This window comes from Clostridium sp. 19966, assembly GCF_032335695.1.
Taxonomy (GTDB): domain Bacteria; phylum Bacillota; class Clostridia; order Clostridiales; family Clostridiaceae; genus JACTOJ01.
In genome coordinates this window covers 147,264-171,037 of record NZ_JACTOJ010000004.1, presented here as the reverse complement: position 1 = coordinate 171,037, position 23,774 = coordinate 147,264, and the positions used below count along the sequence as shown (strand labels likewise).

The 23,774-nt window shown below is 28.0% G+C and carries 19 protein-coding genes; 18 read left to right on the top strand and 1 reads right to left on the bottom strand.

What is annotated here, in order from left to right; genetic code table 11:
- Positions 1-20 precede the first annotated feature (20 nt).
- The 17 genes from gmd to IAI10_RS05715 all read left to right on the top strand — a co-directional run bounded on the left by gmd (position 21) and on the right by IAI10_RS05715 (position 20,116).
- Positions 21-1,079, top strand: coding sequence for a GDP-mannose 4,6-dehydratase (gene gmd / locus IAI10_RS05795; protein WP_315672341.1), 1,059 nt, complete (start codon positions 21-23; stop codon positions 1,077-1,079).
- Between the two features lie 12 nt (positions 1,080-1,091).
- The gene (locus IAI10_RS05790) at positions 1,092-2,033 is read left to right on the top strand and encodes a GDP-mannose 4,6-dehydratase (protein ID WP_315672340.1); all 942 of its coding nucleotides are present in this window, start codon (positions 1,092-1,094) and stop codon (positions 2,031-2,033) included.
- 164 nt (positions 2,034-2,197) lie between these two features.
- Positions 2,198-2,872, top strand: coding sequence for a TcaA NTF2-like domain-containing protein (locus IAI10_RS05785; protein WP_315672339.1), 675 nt, complete (start codon positions 2,198-2,200; stop codon positions 2,870-2,872).
- A 390-nt stretch (positions 2,873-3,262) separates the two neighbouring features.
- Positions 3,263-3,925, top strand: coding sequence for a sugar transferase (locus IAI10_RS05780; RefSeq protein ID WP_396334349.1), 663 nt, complete (start codon positions 3,263-3,265; stop codon positions 3,923-3,925).
- A 100-nt stretch (positions 3,926-4,025) separates the two neighbouring features.
- Positions 4,026-6,041 carry a DUF5050 domain-containing protein gene (locus IAI10_RS05775; RefSeq protein ID WP_315672338.1) on the top strand — a complete coding sequence of 672 codons (2,016 nt, stop codon included), beginning with the start codon at positions 4,026-4,028 and terminating at the stop codon, positions 6,039-6,041.
- A gap of 55 nt (positions 6,042-6,096) precedes the next feature.
- Positions 6,097-7,251: a beta 1-4 rhamnosyltransferase Cps2T gene (gene cps2T / locus IAI10_RS05770; protein ID WP_315672337.1), complete on the top strand. Its 1,155-nt coding sequence runs from the start codon at positions 6,097-6,099 to the stop codon at positions 7,249-7,251.
- Positions 7,252-7,281: 30 nt separating this feature from the next.
- Complete coding sequence (locus IAI10_RS05765; RefSeq protein WP_315672336.1) at positions 7,282-8,658, top strand: nucleotide sugar dehydrogenase; 1,377 nt, start codon at positions 7,282-7,284, stop codon at positions 8,656-8,658.
- A 34-nt stretch (positions 8,659-8,692) separates the two neighbouring features.
- A complete protein-coding gene (locus tag IAI10_RS05760; protein ID WP_315672335.1) occupies positions 8,693-10,615 on the top strand; it encodes an alginate lyase family protein in 1,923 nt (640 codons plus the stop codon).
- Positions 10,616-10,651: 36 nt separating this feature from the next.
- Positions 10,652-11,920, top strand: coding sequence for an O-antigen ligase family protein (locus IAI10_RS05755; protein WP_315672334.1), 1,269 nt, complete (start codon positions 10,652-10,654; stop codon positions 11,918-11,920).
- 20 nt (positions 11,921-11,940) lie between these two features.
- The gene (locus IAI10_RS05750) at positions 11,941-13,176 is read left to right on the top strand and encodes a hypothetical protein (protein ID WP_315672333.1); all 1,236 of its coding nucleotides are present in this window, start codon (positions 11,941-11,943) and stop codon (positions 13,174-13,176) included.
- A gap of 14 nt (positions 13,177-13,190) precedes the next feature.
- Complete coding sequence (locus tag IAI10_RS05745; RefSeq protein WP_315672332.1) at positions 13,191-14,540, top strand: glycosyltransferase; 1,350 nt, start codon at positions 13,191-13,193, stop codon at positions 14,538-14,540.
- A 21-nt stretch (positions 14,541-14,561) separates the two neighbouring features.
- The gene (locus IAI10_RS05740; RefSeq protein ID WP_315672331.1) at positions 14,562-15,602 is read left to right on the top strand and encodes a glycosyltransferase family 4 protein; all 1,041 of its coding nucleotides are present in this window, start codon (positions 14,562-14,564) and stop codon (positions 15,600-15,602) included.
- Between the two features lie 6 nt (positions 15,603-15,608).
- A complete protein-coding gene (locus IAI10_RS05735; RefSeq protein ID WP_315672330.1) occupies positions 15,609-16,526 on the top strand; it encodes a glycosyltransferase in 918 nt (305 codons plus the stop codon).
- A 16-nt stretch (positions 16,527-16,542) separates the two neighbouring features.
- On the top strand, positions 16,543-17,619 hold the full coding sequence (locus tag IAI10_RS05730) for a DegT/DnrJ/EryC1/StrS family aminotransferase (protein WP_315672329.1): 1,077 nt from the start codon (positions 16,543-16,545) through the stop codon (positions 17,617-17,619).
- Positions 17,616-18,317 carry a WbqC family protein gene (locus IAI10_RS05725; protein WP_315672328.1) on the top strand — a complete coding sequence of 234 codons (702 nt, stop codon included), beginning with the start codon at positions 17,616-17,618 and terminating at the stop codon, positions 18,315-18,317. The genes IAI10_RS05730 and IAI10_RS05725 overlap by 4 nt, the downstream gene beginning before the upstream one ends.
- 16 nt (positions 18,318-18,333) lie before the next feature.
- Positions 18,334-18,864 carry a GNAT family protein gene (locus IAI10_RS05720; RefSeq protein WP_315672327.1) on the top strand — a complete coding sequence of 177 codons (531 nt, stop codon included), beginning with the start codon at positions 18,334-18,336 and terminating at the stop codon, positions 18,862-18,864.
- Between the two features lies 1 nt (position 18,865).
- Positions 18,866-20,116, top strand: a complete 1,251-nt coding sequence (locus IAI10_RS05715; protein ID WP_315672326.1) for a flippase — start codon at positions 18,866-18,868, stop codon at positions 20,114-20,116.
- Between the two features lie 336 nt (positions 20,117-20,452).
- Here IAI10_RS05715 and IAI10_RS05710 read toward each other — a convergent pair whose 3' ends face one another.
- Entirely contained in the window at positions 20,453-22,198 is a 1,746-nt protein-coding gene (locus tag IAI10_RS05710; protein ID WP_315672325.1) for a cohesin domain-containing protein, read from the bottom strand.
- A gap of 227 nt (positions 22,199-22,425) precedes the next feature.
- Here IAI10_RS05710 and IAI10_RS05705 point away from each other — a divergent pair, with 227 nt between their 5' ends.
- Entirely contained in the window at positions 22,426-23,700 is a 1,275-nt protein-coding gene (locus tag IAI10_RS05705) for a dockerin type I domain-containing protein (protein WP_315672324.1), read from the top strand.
- Positions 23,701-23,774: the final 74 nt, after the last annotated feature.

The window sequence follows — 23,774 nt, the reverse complement described above, 5'->3', positions numbered from 1 at the left end:
TGTATTATGGAGGAGATAAAATGAAAAGAGCACTTATTACTGGAGTAACTGGGCAGGATGGATCCTATCTAGCAGAATTACTTTTAGAAAAAGGCTATGAAGTATATGGAATAGTCAGAAGAAAGGCTGTAGTAGATTATGGCCAAGTAGACCATATAAAAGATAAAATAAAGTTTATATATGCAGATATGACAGATATAGTATCTTTGATAAATGCAGTAAGAATCGCTCAGCCGGATGAAGTATACAATTTAGCTGCACAGTCATTTGTTGGAACTTCTTGGGAACAGCCAGTAACTACAGCAGATATAGACGGTATGGGAGTTCTTCATATGCTTGAAGCTATAAAGACAGTAAAGCCGGATGCAAGATTCTATCAGGCTTCCACCAGTGAAATGTTTGGATTAGTTCAGGCAGTACCGCAAAGCGAGACTACTCCTTTCTATCCAAGAAGCCCATATGGAGTTGCAAAGCTTTATGGTCATTGGATCACTAAAAATTACAGAGAAAGCTACGATATGTTCGCATGTTCTGGTATTCTTTTCAATCATGAGTCAGAAAGAAGAGGAAAAGAGTTCGTAACTAGAAAAATAACCGATGCTGCAGCAAAGATTAAGTTCGGTCTACAGGATACTCTTGAGTTAGGAAACTTAGATTCAAAGCGTGACTGGGGACACTCTCAGGATTATGTGAAGGCTATGTGGTTAATGCTTCAGCAGGATAAGCCAGATGACTATGTAATAGCTACTGGGGAAACTCATAAGGTTAGGGAATTCGTAGAATTAGCTTTCAAGCATGCAGGTATAGAATTAGAATGGCAAGGTGAAGGCGTTAATGAAAAGGCTATAAATAAGCAAAATGGCAAAGTAGTGGTTAAGGTTAACCCTAAATTCTACAGACCAGCTGAAGTTGAATTGCTATTAGGAGATCCAACTAAAGCTAAGAAAAATTTAGGATGGGAGCTGCACATTGCATTTGAACAACTTGTTAAAAGAATGGTAGAAGCAGACTTGCATAGTATAGAAATTGAAAAAAATATAAAGAATACATTAGGTGAGGTAGCTCTTTCTGAAAAGTAAAGGAGTGAAAGTATGAATATACTTATAACAGGAGTTGGAGGCTTTGTAAGCAAATACTTAGTTAAGCTTCTTGAAAAAGAATTTGGTAATCAAAACATATATGGAACATACTTTGGAGCAGATGATGCATCGGAATATATTTCTGAAAAAAATTTATTCCCTCTCAACATAAATGATGAAGGTGAAGTAAAGGCTGTACTGCAGAAAGTAAAACCTGATTTAATATTTCATTTGGCAGCACAAAGCTCTGCTGCTGTCTCATGGAAAAAGCCTAAACTTACCCTTGACACTAATGTATATGGCACATTAAATATATTAAATTGGATGAAAGAAGAAAATAAAGAATGCAGATTGCTTTTAATTGGAACAGGAGAAGAGTATGGTAAAATACAGACTGTCCCGATTTCAGAAGAGCATGAAGTAGAACCTCAAAATCCATATTCAATATCAAAATTAACCCAAGAAATGTTTGCAAAGCTTTATGCAAAGGCTTTTAAGCTAAATGTAGTTATGACTAGGTCCTTTAATCATATAGGTCCTCTTCAATTACCTCAATTTGTTGTAGCGGATTGGGCAAAACAGATAGTAGAAATAGAAAGAGGAATACATGAACCTATTATAAAGGTAGGAGATATAAATTTAAAAAGAGATTTTACTGATGTTAGAGATGTGGTAAGAGCATATGTTTCACTAGCTCAAAAAGGAGCATCAGGAGAAATATATAATGTTGGAAGCGGCAATGCCTATCTGCTCAGCGATATACTTGATATGCTCCTATCACTGACTAATGTTAAAATAGAAATTCAGGTGGATCAAAATAAGCTTAGACCAGCTGAAAATCAGATAATACAATGTGATTATTCAAAATTAAATAAACTGTGTGGGTGGGAACCTGAATATGATATAAAGGATACATTGGCAGATACTCTTGAGTATTGGAGAAAAACTGTATAAATTAAAACTAAAATAAAAGGACACTGATAAGTGTCCTTTTTATACTTTTTATAGTATATTTTGCTATGAAAATATACTTAACTCACTGTAATTTATATGATATAATTAATTAAATTAAAAATAAAATTATGTTTTTCATTAAAAATTAGTTGGGAGCGAGTGTAATGAAGAAAAAAGTAATTTTTATTGGAATAATTGTTGTAATTATAGTTTCTGTTTCGGCTATAATTGGAATAAAAGGTATAAGCACAAGCAGAAAAACTAGTAATAATTCATCAATTAGCCAATCCATAAATAAAACTAATGAAGATACATCTAGTAAAAACAGTGCGGATAAAGGCTCAGAAACAAGTAATGAAAATAGTAGTGATACTAGCAATAATGGAAATTCTTCTAATACAAGTTCAGATCAAAGCGCAAATAGCAGCAATGCTGCGTTAAATAGCAACACTAATACTAATTCTCAGACTAATGCTGCAGAATATAGTAAGTATGCAGAAGAAGTGGTCACAAATTTCTCTAATCTTTATTCTGCCGCTATAAATAATAGTGATATGAATACATCTATACTTGACAATGTTTTACTTCCTAATAGTGTGGCATATAATGAAGTGAAGCAAGAAGTTCAGAATTATAAAAAAAAGAATGCAAATGTTAACTTTGAGGATTTTGAAATTAATAATATAAAAGAAAAAGCAGCAGACGATTATGAAGTGACTGTAAATCAAATTCTTGCTATAACAGAGAATGGTGGCACTAGCAAGCAGGAAAACAAGGTGATATATAAGGTTAAGATAGCAAAAAATAAGGTGGGCATCTATGAAATAATAAAAGAATAGTTAAAGTAACTATAAATTCATTGTTAGAGTATATTTTAAAATGTAAATAATCTGTAAATGATACTGACATAAACTTATAAAAAATGTTATTAGTTTTACATTTTTTAAAATTAAATTAATAAATATAAAAACAGAAAAATAATAACTTCTTTTATAATAGAAAACTGAAATTATTTTGTCGATACATTACTATTTGATTTTGGTAGTTAATCAAAGAAACCTGTAGAGAATTTAAGATAGAAAGATTTAAATTAGTAAATAAGAAAATGTCATTATAAAGCTGCAATATACAAATTTAGCCATTGACGTCGTAAGCTTCATGTGTTGAAAAATCAAGGGCTTGGAGTATAATATAAAATAGGTAAACTTAAAGGGGGGAGTATGCTTAATATGTTGAATATGGAAAAAGTATTAACAGCAGAAAATTTAGAAATGGCTTTCCAGAAAAACAAAGTATATTTTGCTATAAAAAGATCCCTTGACATTATTGGATCCATCTTAGGAATAATTATTTTAAGTCCTGTATTTTTAATAACCTTTATAGCAATAAAAGCAACATCTGATGGTCCAGCTTTCTTTTCTCAAGAGAGGGTTGGCATGAATGGTCACATATTTAAAATGTACAAGTTTCGCTCCATGATAGAGGATGCTGAAAGCTTACTAGACAGCATAATTGATAAAAATGAGATGACAGGCCCCATGTTTAAGATGAAGGAGGATCCAAGGCTTACTAAGATCGGAAAGTTTCTTAGAAAGACGAGCATAGATGAGCTTCCACAGCTATTTAATGTACTTAAAGGAGAAATGTCTTTGGTAGGACCGAGACCTAATTTACCTAGAGAAGTAGAGAGATTTAATGAAGAATACAAAATTAAGCTTATAGCTAAACCTGGGCTTACTTGCTATTGGCAGGTTATGGGGAGAAGCAGTATAGGTTTTGAAGAATGGATGAGGCTAGATATGAAGTATATAAGAGAAAGAAATACTTTGGTAGATCTTAAGCTTATATTTAGAACTGTACTGGTGTTCTTTGGGGATAAGAATGCTAAATAAAAAGATAATCAAGGTTATGAAGTGAAAAATTTTAGTGGAAAAATAGGGATTAGCAACATTATAAAATAGAATTATACAGCATATTTAGAGGTGATGATATGTGAAAAAATTAAAGAGATTAAAGATATTAGTAATCTTTTTATTAACGATAAGCACAAGTGTATATGTGAATGAGCCATGGAAAGTCAGAGCTGAAACCATCAATAAAGACTTAAATAGCGATGGTGTTGTAGATATGCTGGATTATAATATTGAAAAGCAATATTATAACACAAATAATTCAATTTATGATTTGAATAAAGATGGAAAAATAGATATATATGATCTCACACTACTGTCTAAGGCTTTTGATGATAATTTTAAGGATAATGGATATTATTCCATAGGGAACACCCAAAGTAATCTTATGAATTCTTCCTATGCAGTTTATAGAGATGGATGGATTTATTACAGAAATACGCAGGAACAAAATTCTTTATATGTATCAAAGCCTAATAGTGAAAGCAGAAAAAAACTGACTGATGACCAGGTGTCAGGAATTAATGTGATAGGAGACAATATATTTTACATTAATGAAAGTGATGGAAATAAGATATATACAATAAAAAAGGATGGCACTGGAAGAAAGCTTCTTATAAATAACTCAGCCAGCAATCTTATAGTTAGCGGCGGATATATTTTTTATATAAATTCTAATAACATACGTAGGACAAGCATTGATGGAACTAATGATGTTCTGCTTACCAAGGATGCAGTAAAAAATTTTACCATAAATGCGTTAAAGCTTTATTATATAAACAATTCGGATAGTAAAATTTACTCAATAGGTATTGATGGTGACGGCAAGAACGTTGTAGAGAATAATACTGCTGTTAATTTTGCCGTAAATAATAATATGCTGTATTACATAAATGCATCGGACAATAAGATATATTCATTAAACACAGAGAATAATAGCGAAAATCTCCTTATTAATTCAAGTGCTTTAGCTATAAATTATGATGATGGAAACATTTATTACAGCAGTAAGGAAGATGGAACGCTTTATAAATATATTATAAGTACAGCTCAATGCCAGCAGATTGGAAAAGAGACAGTATCTACAGATATAGGAACTGCTAAAATATCAGTAAAAGATGGTTATGTGTTTTATACCAATGCCAACGATGAAAACAGACTTTACAGCATAATGGATGATGGAAGCAGCAAGAAGGATATGGAAACTGTAATTAATGGACAAGCATCTACCACTGTAAATTTTAGAGTTTCTCCGGACACTTCCAGTAGTATAATTACTACATTAAAAAGCGGCGACAAGGTTCAGATTTTAGGAAAGGTTCATACAAGTTCCTATAATTGGTATAAAATAATATGCACTGTTAATGGAGAAAATAAAGTAGGGTATTCTGTGCAGGATTATTTCTATGTGCTTAATGATGATAGAATGGATACATATTTAGGAGTACTTTCAGCTAAATATGAATCAAATGGTGATCCAGGTTCCATATCCAGTGGAAGCGGCGATGTAGGAGGTAAATCTTACGGGGCATGGCAATTTTCTTCTAATGTAGGTACTGTAGATAGTTTCTTAGTGTATCTTCATGATAATGAACTGAACTTCTATAACACTCTTAATTCAGCTAAGCAGGCAGATGGAGGAAGCTTCGGAAGTAATTTTGATAATGCCTGGAAGCAGATAGCAAGCAGCAATTATGTGGATTTTCTGCAGCTGCAAAAGGATTTTACAAAAACTATGTATTATGATAGAGCAGTAAAGCTTATAGAAAAAAATATGCCAGCTATAAAAGTAAGCACAGAAGGCTTCCCATATAAGAATGTGGTTTGGTCAACTGCTGTGCAGCATGGAGTAGTAGGAGCTGCAGGACCTGGTGAAGGTTCTAATAAAACTGGTGTTATAACTGCGGTTTACAATAGCATAGGCACCGGAGCTTCAGAGGATACCTTTATAAATGCTGTATATAAGGAAAGATCTAAATTTAGTGTATATTTTCCAAGCTATCCAGCAGATTCACCTGTATTAAAAGCCTTGGCTACAAGATATAAGCAGGAGTGCAATGATGCGCTTACAATGGGCGGGTATCCGACTAATCCTTAAACTTTGTATATAAAGAAACCCAAAAAGAAATTTTACTAGATTTAGAGGTGAAAAAGTGACTAATGTTTTTATAATAGGGTCTAAAGGTATTCCAGCTCAATACGGAGGATTTGAAACCTTTGTTGATAAGCTGACAGAATATAAAAAAAGCAACGAAATAAGATATCATGTTGCGTGCTTAAATAGTGATAAAGAAGAATTTGAGTATAACAGAGCGAGATGTTTTAATGTAAAAGTTAAAGATATAGGAAATGCTAAGGCGATTACCTATGATATCAAAGCTCTAAAAATATGTATTGAATATATAAAAGAAAATAAACTTGAAAATTCAATAATATATATACTTGCTTGTAGAATAGGACCATTTTTAGGTTTTTATAAAAGAAAAGCTGAAAAGTACGGCATAAAAATTTATGCTAATCCAGATGGGCATGAATGGAAAAGAAGCAAATGGAGTAAATCTGTAAAAGCATATTGGAAGTATTCTGAAAGATTAATGGTTAAAAATGCGGATTTATTAATTTGTGATTCTGTAGGTATTGAGGAATACATAAAGAAAGAATATAAAAAATATAATCCTAAAACAACTTTCATTGCTTATGGAGCTGATGTAACTAGATCAAAATTGCAAGATGATGATGAAAAGATTGTGGATTGGTATAAAAAACATTCAATTAAAGTGAATAATTATTATCTTATAGTAGGAAGATTTGTTCCTGAGAACAATTATGAGACTATGATAAGAGAATTTATGAAATCAAAAACTGAAAAAGATTTAGTTATAATCACTAATGTGACTCAAAACGATTTTTATAAAGAGTTATTAGAAAAGACCAAATTTAATAATGATAAAAGAATAAAATTCGTAGGTACTGTTTATGATCAAGAGCTTCTAAAAAAGATAAGAGAAAATGCTTATGCATATATTCATGGGCATGAGGTTGGAGGAACTAATCCATCTTTGCTCGAGGCTTTAGCAAGTACAAAGATTAATATATTATTGGATGTTGTATTTAATAGAGAAGTTGGTGAAGATGGAGCAGTATATTTCTCTAAAAAGCAAAATGATTTATGGTGTGAGATAGGAAAAGCAGAAAAGCTTTCTTTAGAAGAAATTGATGTACTATCAACGATAGCAAAAAATAGAATTGAGGGCGAATATTCATGGGATGCTATAGTAAATAGATATGAAAAATTATTTAAAATATAATATAATTATATTTTTGTTGGGGGAATGTTTATGAAAACAAAAGAAATACATGATGATAAAATGGAGATAATAAACAAGTTAGATGAGAATATAGCTGATGATAATTTATATAAAAATGTATGCATCTTCGGACAGGGATTTGTTGGACTTCCATTGGCTTTAAGTTTTGCTGTAAGAGGCTGTAATGCTATCGGGATAGATGTTGACAATAAATTAGTTCAAGATACAAATGAGGGAATAACTCATCATACAGAAAAATTCTATGATATAACAATACAAGATATATTGAGATTACAGTTACACAATAAAAAATATAAAGCTACTACTGATGCAGCGAAGGCACTTAAAAATTGTAATAATATAATAGTTACAGTAGGTATACCTATAAAAGACAATAATTACATAATGAATTATCTTGAAGATGCTTGTGTTACTATAGGAAAAAATATGAAAAAGGGCGATTTGGTAATAATAAGAAGTACTGTGATACCAGGAACCACAGAAGACTTCGTTTTACCGATTTTAGAAAGAGAATCTGAGCTTAAGGCAGGAGTGGATTTTTATTTAGCATATGCTTCAGAAAGAATTGCTGAGGGAAAAGCTTTTGATGAATTTGCTAATATGCCAACTTTAGTTGGTGGTATAAACAATGTAAGTATTGAAAGAGCTAAGGGATTGCTCTCAATTGTATGTAAAGCCGATGTTATAGAAGCTAGTGATATGAAAGTTGTAGAGACTACTAAAGTATTTGAAAATGTCCAAAGAGATGTTAATATAGCTATGTCTCAGGAATTTGCTAGATTTACAGAAGCCATAGGAATTGATATCTTTGAAGTTGTTAAACTGGCAAATACGCATAAGAGAGTAAATTTATTAACTCCTGGACCAGGTGTAGGAGGATATTGTATTCCAAATGCTTATCATTATATTGCGCCTAAAGCTGAAAGTGTAGGAATAAGTATGGATTTGCTAAAGTTAGCAAGAGAAAAAAATGCTAGTATTCCTGATTTTATAGTAGATAAATTAGCAGAATTACTTAAATCAGTAGGTAAAGATTTATCAAAAAGTAAGATTGCAGTGCTTGGTCTCGCAATGAAGGATTATTCAAATGATGATAGAATAAGTCCTCCAGTAGATATATGTAATATACTTATAGAAAAAGGAGCTGAAGTTAAGGCTTTCGATCCGGTAGTTCCAACTAAATATTCTTTTAAAGTTGAAACTCAAGAGGATGCAGTGGATAAAGCTGATGCGATTTTGATATTAGCTAAACAAGAAGGAATAAATGTTGATGATTTGAAAGCTAGTGTTAGTATTATGAATGAAAAATCAATAATAGTTGATACAAAAGGGATTTTTAAAGAAAATAAATTATACGAATCTGGAATTAAATATTGGAGTATATAAAACTATTACATGTAATTAGAAAGGTAAAGTAAATGTGATATATATATTAAAAAAAATTAAAAATAAAAGCATATCAGATATTATAAAATTAGTATCATTAAAAATTATTTTTAGATTTGAATGTTTGCTTTTTAAGCTTAATAAAAAAGTTAATTCGAAAAAAAAAGATTTTGCTAAATTTGCGCCAAATAATGCTAAATTTATTTATTATGAAAATATAAACCATGTACAAAAATATTTGCAACATGAAAATATAGAAAAAATAATTTTAGATGCTGATAGAATATGTAGTCATATATTTAATTTATTGGGTTCAGGAGATATTAGGGTTGAAGAAAAAATTCCATGGAATGAAGATTTTAAGACAAATTTTATTTGGGAAAATAAATTTTATAAACTAATAAAAATAGTAAATATTTTTGATAATGCGGATGTAAAAGTACCATGGGAACTTTCAAGGTTTCAGCATTTGTTTACGTTAGGAAAAGCATACCAGTTAACTAACAATGAGAAATATGCATTAGAGTTTAAAAATCAAATAGAAGATTGGATTTTATGCAATCCTTTTAAAAATTCTGTAAATTGGACCTGCTCAATGGAAGTAGCGATTAGAGCTGTGAATTGGATCTGTGTATATCCTTTTTTTAAAAAATCTAAAAGCATAAAATCAATATTTTGGAATGATTTTAACAAAACATTATATGATCACGGAAAATTTATTTATAGTAATCTTGAAAACAAAGGGGTCTTAACAAATCATTATATAACGGATTTAGCTGGTTTAATATGGTTGGGTATATATTTTAATGGATATTCCAACGGCAATGAACATATAAAATGGCTTAGAACAGGTATAATTGAATTTGAAAAACAATTATTTATTCAAGTTAATTTAGATGGGACAGATTATGAAGCTTCTACCTCATATCATAGATTGGTTACAGAAATATATATATACACAGCGATATTTTGTAAGATAAATGATATAAAATTTACTACTGAATTTTATAAAAAAATAGAACAAATGTGTAACTTTATAAAAGATATTATTAAGCCTAATGGGGTAAGCCCGATTATTGGCGATTCTGATGATGGAAGATTTATTATATTTTCTAATTATAATACCTGGATAAAAAATGATTTTAGATATATATTATCTGTATCTGGAGAATTTTTTAATCGAGATGATTTTAGATATTTAGCTAAGAATCAAACAGAAGAAGCCATTTGGTGTACCAGTGCTATAAAAAAAGTGGAAAAATATGTGTTGGAGTGTAAATCCTCTTGTTATGAAAATGGAGGATACTATATTTTAAAAAATAAAGTTTTTTTTTGTATCATAAGGTGCGGAAAATTAGGGTGTAATGGAGAAGGAGGACATAGCCACAATGATCAATTAAGTGTTGAAATAAATGTAAATGGCAAGGATTTATTTTTAGATCCAGGAACTTATACGTATACAGCTAATTATAGACTAAGAAATCAATTTAGAAGTACTAAGATGCATAATACATTTATTTTAAATAAATATGAACAAAATAATATAGATGAACTTAATTTGTTTTCTATGAACGAACGAACGTATGCTAAGTGTGATATGTTCGAAAATAATATTTTTGTAGGTAAACACTATGGGTACAAAGATGAATTTGGTATAGTTCATTTAAGAAAAGTAGCTTTATATGATAACTATTTATTAATAGAAGATATGATTGATCAAAAATTATCAAAACGTCAATTTACGGGATATGTAAATTTTTCGTTGCCAAACAAAAATCAAATTTTTTGTAACAATAATAAAATTATATTTGATAATATAAAAATAGAATTTAATACTAGTAATTATGAAATTGTTGATAGTGAAATATCAAGTTCATATGGTAAAAAGACACCTTGTAAGAGTTTGAAAATATATGCAAAAAAAAATGTTAGTATAGTAACAAAAATATATTTGTAGTAATAAAATCATTACAATAGATTTGGGGTTAATAAAATGGTAATTGTATTATTTTTGATATTGATAATTATTTCAATTATATTTGGAGAAATCATAGCGAATAAAAATGATAAAGTAAGAAAAAAGTATTTTCTTATTGTGATAATTTTTGTAAGTTTAATTAATATAAATTTAAACATAGGGTACAGTATTAATGGAAAAATATATATTCCTAGTAGTCTAATTATTATTTTTGTATATCTGATATTATCTATAAATATAAGCATTAAAAATAAAAAAATGAGATATTTCAATGAAATGTTTTTGGTAATATATGCCATATTTGCGTTTCAAAATATTTATTTAGATATAATTGATAAAAATACTTATGTATATATGTTAAGCGGATATATCTTAATACAATTATTATTTAATTTTTTTTATTTAAATCAAAATCATTATAACAGCCGTATTTTATATAAAATAGTCATTAGCATAGCTATATTTAATTTTATTTTATCATTAATGCAAGTTATAACAGGTGAATCTTTATTGTTAGGCGGTAACACTGATATAACCTATGGAGTAAATGAATATGCGGTAAATAGAGCAGTTGGATTCGTTGGATCTAATAATGGCGCAGGTAACTTTGCAGCTATTTTATTTCCTATATTACTTTATAAATTTTTGGAGAAAAAATCTTTTATAAATTTTATAGCGTTATTAGGAAATGTAATATTTGCAATAATAACATTTACTAGAATTGGTTATTTAGCAATTCTTATAGAATTTGTAGTTTTTTTAGTAATGGGCATTGAAAATAAGAAAAAAAATATTAGTAGAGCAAAAATATTGTTTATAGCTAGTTTATTTGCAGGAATTGTAATGCTACTTTTTGGTAATCAATTAATTGATATTTTGTTTATAAAAAGAGGAACTACTGAATTATCTAGATTTAATCAATTTAATATAGTTTTAATGTCTATTAAAACTATAAATCCATTATTGGGAATGGGTGCAGGTCAATATGTTTACTATATTTCTAAATATTATGGCATAAATGACATAGTTATACATTCTCAATATTTAAATGCTTTAGCTGAAACAGGAGTAATAGTGTTTGGTGTATTTATAGTGATAAATATTTATATTCTTATTAAAGCTACTAAAAATGCTAAAATTAAATGGATTCCAATAGCTACTTTTTTAGGAAACTTAATATGTATTAATTTTAATCCTAATGAATATTATGTTGTTAATATTTTTATGTATTATACTATAATGTTTCTACTGATATTTGCAAATGAAAAGCAATGTATAGAATAAATTTATAAAAGGTGATTAATTTGGACAATGTATTATTTTTAACAGATTATATAGAAGGTCAGCCCGTTGTTGCATCAATAAGATATGAAGAATTAATGCTTTATTTTCAAAAAAAATTTAACATATTTGTTGTGAATGATAATAAATATGGTAGCTATAATAGTGAATTTGGAGTTGAAAATTTTAAATTTATAACAGAGAGAAAAATCAAAAATTTTAAACAAAAAAATCAAGAGTATAATCAAAATGTTTTTAAAATTAAAATAAAAAAAATGGTAAAGAATAAATATATAAAAAAAATTTATAAATATGTTATGTTTAATAATAAAAAGTTTTTTTTAAGCAATAGAAAATTACTACAAAAATTAAATAGTCTTATACAGGAAAAAGAAATCAAATATATATTTATTACGGTACCTGACATTTACGTTATTTATATTGCTGACTATTTAAAGCGCAAAAATAAACAACTTCAAGTTATTTCAGAAATAAGAGATTTGATTGTTAATAAAATTTTTATTGAAAATGGGATTCCTAAATCAATACTTAAAAATGCAGAAAAAATTATGCTAAAAACTTCTAACGAAATTATAGCTCTATCTGATGGAATAGAGAATGAGTATAAAGTTAAGTTTAAGAATAATATTGTTATAATAAAAAATGGTTATAATGAGGAATTATTTAAAAGATTTAGTTATAGAAAACTAGAATTAGATGATAAAAAAACATTAATATTTTCGCATGTTGGATCAATATATACGGGAAGAAATATTAGCGAATTTATTGCTGCATTATATGAACTAAATTTAATAATACATAAAAAAATTATTTTTAATATAATCGGATATGTAGATGATCAAGGCATCATTGATATAAGTAATGTGAAAAAAAAGTATAATAATGAAAATGTACAAATAAATATTTTGGGAAGTATGGAGCATTCAAAAGCAATAGAGGCAATGTTTGATTCAGATATTTTAGTTATAATAACTCATCAATCTGGAAGTGAATATGCTATACCTGGAAAAACCTTTGAATATATAGGTGCATGTAAACCTACAATTGCTGTTACTAAGGATCTACCATTAATCAATCTGATTAATGGTAGATATGGAGAATGCGCAGAACATAATAAACAAGATATTGTGGAAAAAATAGTTGAAATAATAAGAAAAGATTATAATTTCGAAAACAGAGAGATATATTCAAGGCGAATCCAAGCTTCAAAAATTATTGATGAAATTAATAAAAATTAACAGGAGTGATATTATTGGTAATAATTCATTATACTTTAGGATTACCGCCTTATAGGACTGGAGGGTTAACTAAATATTCTATTGATTTAGCAACTGAAGAAGCTAAGCATAATGAAGTATATATTTTATTTCCAGGAAGATATACTGCTACTAGAAGAACAAAAATAAATTTTTATAAGTCATTTAAAGGCATAAAGTGTTATGAAATATATAATCCGCTTCCTGTATCATTAACTTTTGGAATAAAGCGGCCGCAAAATTTCATGGAAAAACAAAGTAAAGAAGTTTTTAGGCAAGCGTTATTAAAACTTAAGCCGGATGTAATACATATACATACTTTAATGGGATTACATATAGAGTTTTTGCAAATTGCTAAGCAAATGCAAATAAAGTTGCTTTATACAACTCATGATTACTTTGGAATTTGCCCTAAAGTGAATCTATTAGACTTTGATAGTAAAATATGCATTAATTATGGTGATGGGAAAAGATGTGCTGAATGTAATAAAAGTGCTATTTCAACTACAAAAATAAAAATAATGCAAGGTGGTATATATAGGAAATTTAAGGATACTAGCATAATAAAATATATTCGTAATAAACAGAAGAAAAATATTCGTGAAGAAAAAAAGATAAGTTTACCAATAGATATTAATGAAGAAAGAGGAAAAGGCTATATTTCATTAAGAAATTATTATTTATCAATGCTTAGAATTATAGGAAATATTCATTATAATAGTGCATTATCAAAAAAAATTTATAATCAATACATTGATATTAAAGGAGAAATCATTAATATATCCCATGCTGATATAAAGAATAATAAAAAGATAAGAAGTTATAAAGATACTGAACCCTTAAAATTGCTATTTTTGGCTGAAACTGAAAAATATAAAGGATTTGATTTATTAATAGATTCATTATACAGATTGGTAGATAATAATAATTGGATTTTATCTGTTTGGGGAAATACAATTGAAATGGATTGTGGAAAAATTAGTGATAGGGTTATATTTAATGGAAGATATAAATATGAAGATTTATCGAAAATATTTCAAGAAAATGATATATTGGTCGTTCCAAGTATATGGCCGGAGACATTTGGATACACAGTTTTAGAGGCTATAAGTTATGCTTTTCCTGTAATTGTTACAGACAATGTAGGAGCTAAAGATATAATCCAAGATCAAAAAACAGGATTTATAGTTTCGGCTAATCAAAAAGACATATCTATATTGATAGAAAAAATTATAAATAGTAGGATATTACTAACGCATATTAATAAGAATATATATGAAAATAATGACAAAAATGAATTTTATAATCATTATAAAGCTATTATAGAGTACTATAATAAAATATAAAATTCTTAAATGAGGAATAACATGAAGAAGTCATATAAAAAAATATTATATTTGGGAAGTTTTTCACCCCCAATAGGAGGTGTTACGGTTTTAAGTGCTCAACTGTATGAGTATTTAAATAAAAAAAATATACAAATTGATTTGATTGATTTTAACAAAAGGAAAAATATAAAGTTATTAAAAAGCTTTTTATCAAGTATATTAAAATGCGATGTTGTCACATTTCAATATGGCAACATAATAAGTTATTATGGAAAAAGAGAAATAATTTTATTTGTAATAGCAAAAATATTACGAAGAAAAATTATATTTAGATGTTTTGGTGGAAACGCAAGCGAAAGATATAAAAAGTATAGTACACTAAAAAAGTTATTATTAAAATATACGTTTTTAAGTTCTGATGTTATATTCTTCGAAACGATAGAAAATCTTAATTATTTTAAAAGTATTACTAAAAAAAATAATATATTTTGGTTTCCCAATAATAAATACTATAATAATGATGTAATTATTGAAAAGCGAAAAGCAAAAAGATTTTGCTTTTTTGGACAAATTAAGTCTTCAAAGGGAATTTATGAAATTTATAAAGCATGCAAAAATATTTTTTGCGACATTGAAGTTCATTTATATGGTCCAATAGGATTTGATATAGATAAATCAATAATTAACGAACTGGAAAAATATTCAATCGCACGATATATGGGTAATGTAGAATCTAGTATGGTAATGGATGTCATGAATACTTATGATGTATTATTATTACCAACATATTATGATGGAGAAGGATATCCTGGTTGCATTCTTGAAGCTTTTTCTTTAGGTATACCTGTTATAAGTACTAATTGGAAAAGCATACCTGAAATAGTTGATGAAAGTTGCGGGGAATTAATAGAGATTAAAAACTATGAAGAGCTAAGAAAAAAGATTATTAGCTATAATACAAATGATAAAGTATACAATGAAAAAAGAATAGGTGCATTGAAAAAAGCAAAGCAATTTGATAGTGTTTATTGGAATGAATTTTTTGTTGAAAAGTATAAGAATATTTACAATAAGAGGTAAAAGTACATGATTAAAGTAAGTGTGTTGATGCTTGTATATAATCATGAAAAGTATATAGAACAAGCATTGCAAAGTATATTAATGCAGAAAACAAATTTTCAGTATGAAATAGTTATTGGAGAAGATTGCTCTAAAGATAAATCCAGAGAGATTATTGAGAAATATGAGAAAATGTATCCGAAGGTAATAAAATTGATAAAGCATAGTAAAAATATTGGACCAGCATTAAATTTTATGTCTGCATATAAAGCTTGTATCGGTGAATATATAGCTATGATTGAAGGTGATGACTTTTGGGTAACAGATGATAAGCTTCAGAAGCAAGTTGATTTCTTAGATTCTAACATTGGCTATTCAGGGTGCTTTACTAATGCTAATGTGATATATGAAGAAAGTCCTGAGGATAACGAATTATTTATAAAAAAAATTAAAAAGAATCATTTTTCAACTAATGATTTATTAATAAAAAATGTTATACCAAATTTAACTACATTAGCTAGAAGAAGTATAGTACAAGAATTTCCTGAGTGGTATAGTAAGTTATTTATTGGAGATTGGCCTTTGCATATAATGAGATCAAAGTATGGAGAGTGGTCATATATAGATGATGTAACATCTACTTATCGTAAACATATAGGAGGTATATCGAATAAATCTGGAACACCTATATGGTATAATAATATTATTAGCATGTATATTAATATCAATAATTTTTTAGATTGTAAATATGATAAAATTATAAGAAAGCAATTAGCAAAATACTACGCATATCAATCTATGGCATATATGAAAATCAACGATTTTAAGGAAGCTAAAAAATGTTATTTTGAGAGCTATAATTATAGCATAATTGATAAATATTCTTTATATGTTAGGAGTAAATGCATGGCCTATTATATATTAAAGATATTGCATTTAAAGTAGGAAAGGATGTATAAATATGATAAATGTTACGAAAACTCACTTACCAAGTATTGAAAAATATAAAGCATATATTGATGAGATATACAGTAGTGGATGGTTAACAAACAATGGACAATTTGTTAGAAAGCTTGAAGAAAAACTAAAGGAGTACCTAGGTGTTAAATATATTGTGTTAGTTTCAAATGGAACTTTAGCATTACAAATAGCTTATAAAGCGTTAGAATTAGAGGGAGAAGTAATAACTACACCTTTTACATTTGTGGCAACTACCAGTAGTTTAGTTTGGCAAGGATTAACACCTAAATTTGTTGATATTGATAGAGATACTTTTAATATAGATTATAGAAAAATCGAAGAAAGCATAACTGAGAAAACTTCTGCTATAGTACCAGTTCATGTATTTGGTAATGCTTGTGAAATAGAACGAATTAGCACTATAGCTAAAAAGCATAAATTGAAGGTAATATATGATGCTGCACATGCATTTGGAGTAAAATATAAAGATAAAAATATACTTAATTTTGGTGATATATCAACTATTAGTTTCCATAGTACTAAATTATTCCATACAATTGAAGGTGGAGCTATAGTTGTAAATAGCAAAGAAATGTATGATAAAGTAAAACTATTAATTAATTTTGGAATACCGGGTACAGACCAAATTACAGGAGTAGGAATAAACTCCAAAATGAATGAATTTGAAGCTGCAATGGGATTATGCATGTTAGATGACTTAGAAAAGATACATAATAAAAGGAAAATTGTATTTAATTATTATATGGATAATTTGCCTAATGGTTTAGAATATCAAAAAATAAATGATGATTGTACAGCTAATTATGCATATTTTCCAGTACTATTTAAAAGTGAAGAGTTGCTGTTAAAAGTTATAAAAAATTTGAATTCAAGAGATATTTTTCCGAGACGTTATTTTTATCCATCTCTCGAAACTTTAGATTATATAGAAAATTCATTTGATATTTCCACTTCTTCGGATATATCTAAAAGAATATTATGTCTCCCAATGTATGATACATTAAGTATTGAAGATTTGAGATTAATAACTTCAATTATAAAGGAGTCATTACAATGAAACTTGCAATAATGCAGCCTTATTTTTTACCTTATTTGGGTTACTTTCAACTTATACATTCAGTTGATAAATTTGTTATTTATGATGATGTTCAATTTATAAAAGGTGGATGGATTAATAGAAATCAAATACTTGTTAATTCCAAAGCAAGTATGTTTACATTAAGAATAAAAAAAGATTCTTTTACAGCAAAGATTAATGAAAGGCAGCTAGTAGATAATTATAAATACGAAAATGGCAAAATTTTAAAATCAATTGAGCTAGCATATAGTAGAGCACCTTACTATAATGAGGCATATCAACTAATTTATGATATTTTATGTTTTGAAGAGTTAAATTTATCGTTATTTATTATAAACAGCTTAAAGAGTGTTTGTAATTATATAGGTATAAATACTGAATTTCAAATTTCTTCTCATATAAATAAAAATGATGAACTTAAAGGACAAGATAAAGTTATAGATATATGCCATGGGATTAAAGCTAATCAATATATAAATGCAATTGGTGGCATGTCATTATATTCAAAAAAATTTTTTGAATATAATGACATAGAGTTAAAGTTTATAAAATGTAAGGAATATGAATATGAACAATTTAAAGATAAATTTGTTCCAAATTTATCAATAATTGATTTAGTGATGTTTAATTCAAAGGAAAAATTATATGAATTAATAAATAATTATGAATTAATATAGAAAAGAGTGGATTTAGATGATATATTTAAGAGAAATTCAGTTGCAAGATATATCAGTTATTAATAAATGGAGAAATGATAATGAAGTAGTAGACTTATTGACAGCTAATTTTAGATATGTGAATATGGATACTGATTTAAAATGGTATGAAAATTATATGCAAAATCGAAATTCACAAGTAAGATGCAGTATTTGCTTAGAGAGCACAGATAAGGTTATAGGAGCAGTATATCTTACAGGAATAGATTATATCAATTCAAGTTGTGATTTTGGAATAATGATTGGCGATAAAGAATATTGGAATAAAAAAATAGGAACAATTGTAATAAAAAAAATCTTAAATCATGCTTTTAATAATATTGGATTAAATAGAATATCTTTAGTGGCACTTGAGGATAATAGCAGGGCTATAAATGTATATCAAAAGGCGGGATTTATAAAAGAAGGCATTGCAAGACAAGCTATCTATAAAAATGGTAAGTTTAAAAATTTAATATATATGTCTATTATAAAGGAAGATTACATAAAATTACCGGAGGATAAATAATTTGTTTAAGAAAATAAATAACAAAAGAGTATTTAAGAATGTTATATATATATCTACATCTAGATTTCTTAAATATTTTTTTATGTTAATATTTACCATGCTTAGTGCAAGATATTTAAAAACGGACAATTATGGGCTATTATCATACTATCTATCTACTTTAAGCATAATAGCCTTATTTTTTACTTTTGGATCAGATACATATATTGTTCTTCAAATATCTAAAGATATTGGAAAAGCTGATAGATATATTTCTCAAAACATAGTAAATAGAAATTTTTTAATGATTTTTGTAACCATTGGTATTGTAATATTAAACAATTTTATTTTAATTATACCATTTAATTTGGTTGTATTGTTACTTTATTTATCGTATATATTTGATAGTTATAGAACGGTTGCAGATGGATATTATCAGGCTGTAGAAAAAATGCAATATATTTCCTATATTGAAATTTTAAGATCAATATTACTATTAGCATTTCTAATAATATCTATGTATTTAAAAGGTGGAATTTATGGTTTAGCATTTTCATATTTTTTTAGTACTATGATTTCATTAATAATTAGTTATTATATAATGTTCTTTAAATTAGGTGTTAAATTATATAAAAGTAAATTATACGATATTGTGCTGCTTATAAAAAATAGCACTCCTTATTTTATTAATGCTTTAGTAAATGTAATTGCTATGCAACTAGACGTTATTATGATAAATAATTTATCAGGTAATATAGAAACTGGCTATTATAATAGTGCCAAAAAACTTATAAATATAGTTTTAATAATTCCAGGAATAGTAACTACAGTATTACTTCCAAGATTAAGTAATAAAAAAATATCAAAAAATAAAAATAAAAAAATTATGCTATTAATTTTTATTATAGGGCTTATAATAGGAAGTATGACATTTTCCATATCTAAATTTATAATAGAGTTGTTGTATGGAGAGCAGTATATTAAGTCTTATTATACTTTAAATACATTTTCAATGGGGTTTCCGTTGATATTTTTAAATTATTATTTAAGTGCTGTATTTATAGCTAATGGTAAACAAAAATTCGTTTTGAACATTAATATATTAACTTGTATATTAAATGCTATTGTTAATTATTTTTTAATACCTAGATACGGTTCTAACGGAGCAGCAATTGCAACTATATCAACTATGCTATTTGGATTTATCTTATATTTAATATATTACAAAAAGTACGTTGATTTGATTTTTTGTAAGGCAAAAAAAAGCAATTAAAAATTGTAACTTATTTAGCAATGATATACACTTTTTTCGCAATTTGTTTAAGTACTTAGCATAATCACAATTTAACCATTAAATAAGATGGTGGAGTATTTGTTCGTATATATAAAATATTAGAAAGTGGTAGCAGCAAAGGTTATAGAATTATGGAAGCCTTCCAAGGCTAATAAATTAGAATCATTTCCCTACCTTGAGTTTTTAGAAGAATATCTTCCATGGATTCAATCTTTCTAAAAAATAATTAGTAAAAATTACGTGGCTGTTGCTCTATGCGACAGCCACGTAATTTTTTAATATACACAGTATATTTTAGTTTTTACAATTTAAACTTTATTGTAAAACTTCCAGTGAGTCAATAGCTTGATAACAATTTTTAGCGGAAGCATTCTTATTGCTAGAAACTTGAATTTTTACAGTATGAGTACCAGAAGAGAGACCAGTCTTCTCATAAACAACCTTTTTAAATGTGTTAGAAGCTGAATAATTATCAATAGTTGTAGAATTACCATCAATAGTAACAATAGCATTACCGATATTAGGACCAGCTAATCCATACCATCTAAAACCAGTACCAGTGAAAGAGAAAGAAACATAACTTCCATTGGAGTTAGAGATTTTAGCAGAACCACCGCTATATCCTGAATTAGATTCAGAAGACCAAGTACCAACATAGGTTAAATTAGAATTAGTTTCTTCATAAGAACCAACTGATAAAGCAGTAGATGAAGAATCATTTAAAATTTCTAGAGAGTCAATAGCTTGATAACAATTTTTAGCGGAAGCATTCTTGTTGCTAGAAACTTGAATTTTTACAGTATGAGTACCAGAAGAGAGGCCAGTCTTCTCATAAACAACCTTTTTAAATGTGTTAGAAGCCGAATAATTATCAATAGTTGTAGAATTGCCATCAATAGTAACAATAGCATTACCGATATTAGGACCAGCTAATCCATACCATCTAAAACCAGTACCAGTGAAAGAGAAAGAAACATAACTTCCATTGGAGTTAGAGATTTTAGCAGAACCACCGCTATATCCTGAATTAGATTCAGAAGACCAAGTACCAACATAGGTTAAATTAGAATTAGTTTCTTCATAAGAACCAGCTGATAAAGCAGTAGATGAAGAATCATTTAAAATTTCTAGAGAGTCAATAACTTGATAACAATTTTTAGCGGAAGCATTCTTGTTGCTAGAAACTTGAATTTTTACAGTATGAGTACCAGAAGAGAGGCCAGTCTTCTCATAAACAACCTTTTTAAATGTGTTAGAAGCCGAATAATTATCAATAGTTGTAGAATTGCCATCAATAGTAACAATAGCATTACCGATATTAGGACCAGCTAATCCATACCATCTAAAACCAGTACCAGTGAAAGAGAAAGAAACATAACTTCCATTGGAGTTAGAGATTTTAGCAGAACCACCGCTATATCCTGAATTAGATTCAGAAGACCAAGTACCAACATAGGTTAAATTAGAATTAGTTTCTTCATAAGAACCAGCTGATAAAGGTTGAATTGAATTTATACTCACTGTATAATCCGTACTTGTATATCCAATAGCACTTCCGTTAGAATCTGAAAGCTTAATTCTCACATTGTTTCCTGTTGCAGATAGATCATCATTTGTGCTGATTGTTTTTAGTATCTGACTTCCAGCTTTTTTTGCTGTTGCATTTATAACAAAAAGCGTAGAAGCAGCTGTTGTTGTTAGTCCTGATCTGTTCCCTTGCAATGTTGTAAAAAATTCAACATAGCCTGAGGAAGCTTGACTGCTGTTGTAGCTAGGATTTGTAGTCTCTGAACCCCATGCAGTTCCTTGACTAACACTGTTTACTGAAAAAAGGGAAGAATCAAATTTAAAATCCATAGATGCTCCATATAGATCCTGAACTTGTCCCAGATTAACATAAATGTTGAAGGTATCTCCTACATTTACTGTAGATTTGTCTACACTATAAGAGATAGTGGTATTTGTAGCAGCTTGTACTTTTAAAGCACTTGGAAAAATAGTTGCTGCAAAAAGAAAAATAATAGTGATTGTAGATAGTTTAAATATTTTGCTTTTTCTCACGTAAAAACCCCCTTAGGAAATAAATTCTATCTAATTATATCAGATTTAATTGTAAAATAAAATAAAATATGAAAAGTTTGCAGCTAAAATGTTATATATTACATTAAATTTTTTACATAATTTTAATATTATAATATTTTTTATTATATATTTTTACAAAAGTATTTAATTTATGATGTATTTGATATATAATACCAATATGTGTTTATAATTGCGGAGGTGTTAACTTGAAAAAAACTAAATTTTTATCCATGTTTATGGCGTTTTCATTTATTTTATTAGCTGAACCATTACAGCTTCCCTTTGAAAGAATAAGTGTACAAGCAGCTGAAGCTCAGCCAGAAGATTATACTACCAACAATAAAACAGTAAATATCAGTACAAGTATTGTTAATACTTATAAAGATTACGCTGTCTTGTTTAATTCAGATGCATTAACTCTTGTGAATGATAAAGGGCAAAATGCTATAGCAAACACGGATGGTATGGCATTGCTAAATGTATATGGTAATACAGCTTATATTTTAGGATATGATGAAAGTTTAAAGACTGTAAACCTAGATACTTCTTCGGTCAGCAGCAGTACTTTACCAGATTACGGGGTAGGTACATATTTCGTAGCTGGACAAGGTGTTGATTCCAAAGGTATACTTTGGCAGATGATTGATGTTGGTTCAGGAAGTTCTGAAGCTTACTACATAATAAGATTAGATATTAATACTATGAAATATATAAAATACAAAATTGATACCTCAAAGTTTGGACAATCACCGGAAAATGTGCGTTTTTGTAAGGATGGGCATATATGGTTTCAAACTGGAGATAGAGCTATTAATAATGTAACCTTTGATGGCAGTAACATAAAATTAAATTCCTATACAACTGATATAGATTTATCTTCTTATGCTGCTTATGATATTGACAGCAAGGGAAATTTATGGTTTGAAGATGCCTCTAAAGACTTGAGTTCTGGTATTACTGAATTTTCTTTAAGCGGCAACGCTTTTACTATGACAAACATGTACGATACCTATAACGAAAATTATAGCTATGATTTCGATGTGTTAAAAATAGATGATAATGATAATGTTTGGTGTGTGGCACTTCCTACTGGTTCAAATTACAGCTACAGCTATTTAAGCGAGATACAGAATGGAACCATTATACCAAGATATAAATTTAAGAACAATAGTGATGTAACTAATTATGTTCAAGTGCAAAATGAAAACAGAATAGCTGTTGCAGGAACCTATATTACTCAAACCTCCAGTGGAGATTATAATGACTATACTATAGTAACCAATATAAATAAGGCTACAACTCCTCAAATCAACTATGATCTAAATGGTGATGGAACAGTTGATTCTAAGGATTTGGCTCTTTTATCAAAGAGTTATAATGCTAAAACAGGTGCTAGTAATTATTCTGCCAGCTATGATTTTAATAGTGATGGAATAATAGATATCTATGATATAACATTATTATCAAAACAAATGAAATAATAAATTATAATGATTTGATGGCTCCAAGCTGTCAAATCATTTTTTATCAATGCTATTGTAAATAAATATTAAAG